10 protein-coding genes are annotated in these 4,370 nt (G+C 60.4%); 8 read left to right on the top strand and 2 right to left on the bottom strand.

Going from position 1 to position 4,370, the window contains the following annotated elements; all coding sequences use genetic code 11:
* Together EOA33_RS25635 and EOA33_RS25630 are read right to left on the bottom strand one after the other, a co-directional pair.
* Nucleotides 1–1,019: tyrosine-type recombinase/integrase (locus tag EOA33_RS25635; RefSeq protein WP_127406910.1), on the bottom strand; the 1,019-nt coding region annotated here is incomplete at its 3' end.
* A complete protein-coding gene (locus EOA33_RS25630; RefSeq protein ID WP_127406909.1) occupies nucleotides 1,016–1,528 on the bottom strand; it encodes a hypothetical protein in 513 nt (170 codons plus the stop codon). The genes EOA33_RS25635 and EOA33_RS25630, both read right to left, overlap by 4 nt.
* Before the next feature lie 125 nt (nucleotides 1,529–1,653).
* On the opposite strand from EOA33_RS25630, the gene EOA33_RS25625 reads away from it, so the two are divergent.
* From EOA33_RS25625 to EOA33_RS39845, 8 genes are all read left to right on the top strand, one after another.
* The gene (locus EOA33_RS25625; RefSeq protein WP_190234368.1) at nucleotides 1,654–1,860 is read left to right on the top strand and encodes a DNA-binding protein; all 207 of its coding nucleotides are present in this window, start codon (nucleotides 1,654–1,656) and stop codon (nucleotides 1,858–1,860) included.
* Nucleotides 1,857–2,141 (top strand): transcriptional coactivator p15/PC4 family protein, encoded by a 285-nt coding sequence (locus tag EOA33_RS25620; RefSeq protein ID WP_127406907.1) that lies wholly within the window; start codon nucleotides 1,857–1,859, stop codon nucleotides 2,139–2,141. The genes EOA33_RS25625 and EOA33_RS25620 overlap by 4 nt, the downstream gene beginning before the upstream one ends.
* A complete protein-coding gene (locus tag EOA33_RS25615) occupies nucleotides 2,138–2,326 on the top strand; it encodes a hypothetical protein (protein ID WP_127406906.1) in 189 nt (62 codons plus the stop codon). The genes EOA33_RS25620 and EOA33_RS25615 overlap by 4 nt, the downstream gene beginning before the upstream one ends.
* A 194-nt stretch (nucleotides 2,327–2,520) precedes the next feature.
* Entirely contained in the window at nucleotides 2,521–2,979 is a 459-nt protein-coding gene (locus EOA33_RS25610) for a hypothetical protein (protein ID WP_210212606.1), read from the top strand.
* Nucleotides 2,969–3,256, top strand: a complete 288-nt coding sequence (locus tag EOA33_RS25605; RefSeq protein WP_127406904.1) for a DUF6074 family protein — start codon at nucleotides 2,969–2,971, stop codon at nucleotides 3,254–3,256. Before EOA33_RS25610 ends, EOA33_RS25605 begins: the two co-directional genes overlap by 11 nt.
* A 235-nt stretch (nucleotides 3,257–3,491) precedes the next feature.
* Nucleotides 3,492–3,860: a helix-turn-helix domain-containing protein gene (locus EOA33_RS25600; RefSeq protein WP_127406903.1), complete on the top strand. Its 369-nt coding sequence runs from the start codon at nucleotides 3,492–3,494 to the stop codon at nucleotides 3,858–3,860.
* Nucleotides 3,861–3,887: 27 nt separating this feature from the next.
* A complete protein-coding gene (locus EOA33_RS25595; RefSeq protein WP_127406902.1) occupies nucleotides 3,888–4,112 on the top strand; it encodes a hypothetical protein in 225 nt (74 codons plus the stop codon).
* Nucleotides 4,109–4,370, top strand: a 262-nt coding sequence (locus EOA33_RS39845) for a hypothetical protein (protein ID WP_210212605.1), incomplete at its 3' end; no start/stop codon positions are given. The genes EOA33_RS25595 and EOA33_RS39845, both read left to right, overlap by 4 nt.

The following is a 4,370-nucleotide window of genomic DNA, read 5'->3' as shown; positions in this document are numbered from 1 at the left end:
GTATGGCGAAGGTCGTGGAAGCGAATCCGGGGCAGCTTGGTCTTGCCGAGGACGCGGACCCACTCATGCGTCAACGACCTTGGCTGTATCGGCTGACCGTCGATCTGGGCAACCACGAAGCTGTCGGCGTCGGGACGGATGCCAAGCCGCAACTGCTCCTCGGCCTGGCGCGCCCGATGCGCCTTCAGCTCGGCGACGGTGCTCGCCGACAAGGCGACGGTTCTGGCCCTGCCGCTCTTCGGCTCCTTGTAGCGGACGCCGTCGTCGGTCTGCTCGGCGCTCTCGACGATAGCCAACTGGCGGAGGTTGTCGCCTAGCTCGACGTGGCGCCACCTCAGGGCAAGGATTTCACCGCGCCGTAGGCCGCATGTCACCGCCAAGAGCGTCGGGATAAACATCCGCGTCGGCCGGAGCGTTTCCAGAAGTGTCGCGGTCTGCGGGACATCGTAGGCCAGCATCTTCTTGCGCTCGACCTTCGGTGGAGTCGACGCCATCGCCGGGTTGCGGGATAGCCTCTCCCAGGTCACCGCCTGCCCAAGCGCCTTGATCAGAACCCGGCGGTAATGGTGAACCGTTCGCGGTGCCAGTGGGGGCAGGGGCTTGGCGTCCTCGACTTCCTTGACCTTGCGATGATCGGTTCGGGGCTTGGTCAATGCCTCGGAGAACCCGGCGTCGATACGGTCAGTCTTCAGCTTGGCGAGGATCACGGCGCCGATGAGCGGGACCAGTCCTTTGCGGCATATCTCGGCGTAGCGCTCGAAGGTCTTCGGCGCGACCGATGGTTTGACGAAGGTCAGCCACTCCTCGAGGAACTCGGCGACGGTCTGCTTGGTGGGCTCGGTGTAAGTGCCAGCGTCAAGCTCAGCGATCAGGCGAGCGCACTCCCTCTGCGCTTCGCGTTTCGTGCCGGTGAAGCTGTGCCATTTTCGCTTTTTCTTGCCCGTCTTGGTGTCGATCTCGCCGACATCGAGGACGATGGCGAAATGACCTGGACTGCGTTCGCGGATGTGGCCTTTCATGGTTCGTCCTCCTCGTCATCCGGCGAAATGCCGGCTTCCGACGCTTTCATCAACATCCGAAACATCTTGGTGCGCTGGGCAGCTTCCACCTTGATTTGCTCGGCCTCGGCTCTCAGGTCGGGGATCTCGCCAGCAGCGCGCATCTTCATCACCTGGGCTGTCATGGCGTGCGCCGCCATCTGGAGTTCGCTTACGTGTTTGATGAGTTCGGTGGTGGTAACGAGGTCAATCTTGGCGATCCTCTCCCAGTCGACGACATCTTCGCTTAACAGGAAAGTAGTGACGTCGTGACGGCTCAGAAGAACCGAATAGAGCTCCTTCGATCTGCGGTAAATCTTCTCAATAGGCTCATCGATCCGAAGGGACATCTGCGCCAGCCGGCGGATAGCTTCGGACTTGCTCTGGATCCGGTTGCGGAACCGCCATTCCTCGATCGCCTGCAACTCCTCGTCACTGATCACCATCTGCAATCGCTGGCTGTCGCCCTTGCCTAGTTTCGGTCTGGCCATCCGTCTGACACCCCTGTTTCATACCAAACTTACACATAAAATACTTGCGAGCAAGACGTGGCGGGATTATGTGGTATTTCATACATATGATTGGTATCTTTGGCATGAATGGAAAGGGAACGGAATTGACGCTCGACGAAGCACTATCCAAACCCACTGTCTCGGTGCAGGACGCCGGGAAGCTGTTCTTCAACCTGAGCCGAAACGCTGCCTATGACGCAGCCAAGCGCGGTGACTTTCAGACCATCAAGATTGGTGGAAAGATCGTCGTGCCCGTTGCGCCGATCGCCGCCAAACTCGGTCTGACGATGAAGATCGGTGCTGCGGTATGACCGACGTCACCGCCCAACATTCCGAACGCCCCGCTGCGACAGCATCCGGGTCAGAACTCGTCGCCATCGTTCCGAAGAATAAGCGCGAGGAAATCCGCGTCTCGCTCGATCTCCTCAACGGTATCCGCTTGTTCAACGCGCGCGTCTACTTCACGGCCCAGGATGGCACCAAGCGGCCTGGCAACGCTGGGATCGCCTTCACCGTCGACAAGCTAGAGGTCTTTGCCGAAGCCGTCGCAATGGCGCTGGTGACGGCCGAGAAGCGGGGCTATGTCAAATGAGCGGCGCCCCGACGACGGAGCAGAAAACCGACACGGTGTCAGCAGCCGCACTCTGGCTAGCGACCGGCGAGCGAGACAAGGCGCGCGCCGCGGTTCCGCAGGTGCGAGAGAAATTTGGCCTAAGCGCCGCCGAGGCGATCGAGGCGCTTCGCGAGTCTCGCCTGATCCTAGCGAGGGCGCACTGATGACTGCGGCGCGAAGCAAAAGCGAAATCATGTCTGGCGTCTTCGACCCAGCAGCCGGCGACGACGTCCATCCGGCACGATCGACGGGAATCCGTCGGGCGGCCCTGAACGACAGGGTGCCCTGTGCGCCATTGCGTTGGCCGACCAGGCCCAGAGAACGGTTCGAATTGTTCGACGCTTGGCATGATGTAGCCATGCAGATCCTTCATCGCGAGAAGGTCAGCCTTCGACTGATCGCAATCGCAAAAAAGGTGATCTGGTGGTCAGATGGAACGATTACCGGCAGCAATGCCGCGCTTGCGACCAGGGCGGGCTATTGCTCCGAGAAGACTATCAGTCGCGAAGTTACTGCCTATGTCGATCTGGGCATCTTCGCGGTCGCCTTTGATTGGAAGCGTCCGGAAGGCGAAAAGTTCATCACCATCCGCACCCTTCGCCCATCTCTTCCGATCACGCTGCCTGCATGGATTATTCTCCCTGAAGGTTCCGATCTAAGTCTGGACAACAGTGGTCCCGACTTAGAGGGCGCAAGTCTGGACAACAGTGGTCCCGACTTAGAGGGCGCAAGTCTGGACAACAGTGGTCCCGAACTCCTGGACAACAGTGGTCCCGCTACCATTGACCATATGAAGGGCGGCGCCGATGCAGCTTGATCTCTTCAACTGGAAACCGCCGGCGATCATCTGCCCTTTTCCGCTGCACCGTCGCGCCAACACGGTGCGAAAGATCGCGGCGGCGTTGGACGCTCGGTCGTACCAAGCCGGACAACGCTATTGGTCGATGCATGTCGCTCAGGAGCGGAAGGGGCTTGAGCGCCTTGGCATCACTTCGAGGGAAATCGACGCCGAGATCAGCCGCTACGCTGCGGCAGTCAGCCAGGTCCTTCATCTTCCAAAGCAATATCGCTCGACGCCAGAAGGTGCGGCATGAGCGCTGAAGCGGATAGAGCCGGCCGCGCAGCGGTCGGCATGGGTCAAGGGACCGAGTCCCTTGTGGGGCGCAGGGGCGAAGCCCCGCATCGTAGGGCGCTAACTCCGCGCGCGCGAGGCACGCGCTGTGCTGCTCGTTTTGTACACACATCGGGGTTTGTCGGCCAATTTTGTCTGCACAGGCGTACATACACTCCATTGTTGAGAGGCGCTCGGAAGAAGCGGAAGGCGGCATAATGGACGAGCGCGATCTCATCGCCCGCTTGAGGGCCGACAACGCCACGTTGCGCGAACAGGTTCGCCAGCTCGAGGAAATTCTTGCGCCAACGTCCATCGCTGTGCCGGACGAATGGGGCCTGACGAAATCGGAAAGGCGCGTCTATGCCTGCCTGGCTTGTCGCGACCAGGCATCGCGAACCGCAATCATGCAGACCCTGTACAGCAACCGCCCTGGCGATCCGCCGACTGAGAACACGATCCATGCCTTCGTCTACAGGCTCCGCAAGAAGCTGACGCCATTCGGCATTGGGATCACCACCGTCTGGGCTGAAGGATACCGGCTCCACGAGCGGCGACGCACCAATCCAGAACAGTTGCCGGGATAAGATGCAAGCCACCACAGGAAGTGATGCATGATCCTCGATGTCGATCCCGTTGCAATCGAGCGCGCCAAGGCGATCGGTCGCGAATATGCGGAGAAGATCTACCCTTCGACGCCTCTACCTGGTGCTCTGAACGCCAGCGTCCTCGATGAGCTGCCGAGGCCGACGCCTGCTCATATCCTTCACGAGCCGACAATGTGCTTCACAGCATCGGAGGCCTTCGTGTTCCGCTGGCGGGAGCTCGCCGCCGAATGAAGATGACGCATCGCTCAGGAAACCGGGCCTCCCTTCCGTTTCACGCCTTCTCGAGCTTCAACAAGCCGGGAGGGCGAGTGCACCCACGGGTCGCCCGGACCCGAAACCGAATCCTCGACCTGTGGGAGGGGATGGCTTCGTACGCGACGATTGCCGAAGAACTGAACATCAGCATTTCGACCGTCGTCGACTGCATCGCCAGGGCAAGACGGCTGAAGGATCCTCGAGCCAATCGACCCTTCAGGCACCGAAAAATTC

This window comes from Mesorhizobium sp. M4A.F.Ca.ET.050.02.1.1, from assembly GCF_003997725.1.
Lineage (GTDB): Bacteria > Pseudomonadota > Alphaproteobacteria > Rhizobiales > Rhizobiaceae > Mesorhizobium.
Note: the sequence above shows the minus strand (reverse complement) of the source record. Positions and strands in the feature narration are given on the sequence as shown.

What these genes read in the sequence shown, in the direction of transcription:
- EOA33_RS25630 (WP_127406909.1), bottom strand. Translation starts at nt 1,528, where the DNA reads ATGGCCAGACCGAAACTAGGCAAGGGCGACAGCCAGCGATTGCAGATG.
- EOA33_RS25620 (WP_127406907.1), top strand. Translation starts at nt 1,857, where the DNA reads ATGACCGACGTCACCGCCCAACATTCCGAACGCCCCGCTGCGACAGCA.
- EOA33_RS25615 (WP_127406906.1), top strand. Translation starts at nt 2,138, where the DNA reads ATGAGCGGCGCCCCGACGACGGAGCAGAAAACCGACACGGTGTCAGCA.
- EOA33_RS25610 (WP_210212606.1), top strand. Translation starts at nt 2,521, where the DNA reads ATGCAGATCCTTCATCGCGAGAAGGTCAGCCTTCGACTGATCGCAATC.
- EOA33_RS25605 (WP_127406904.1), top strand. Translation starts at nt 2,969, where the DNA reads ATGCAGCTTGATCTCTTCAACTGGAAACCGCCGGCGATCATCTGCCCT.
- EOA33_RS25600 (WP_127406903.1), top strand. Translation starts at nt 3,492, where the DNA reads ATGGACGAGCGCGATCTCATCGCCCGCTTGAGGGCCGACAACGCCACG.
- EOA33_RS25595 (WP_127406902.1), top strand. Translation starts at nt 3,888, where the DNA reads ATGATCCTCGATGTCGATCCCGTTGCAATCGAGCGCGCCAAGGCGATC.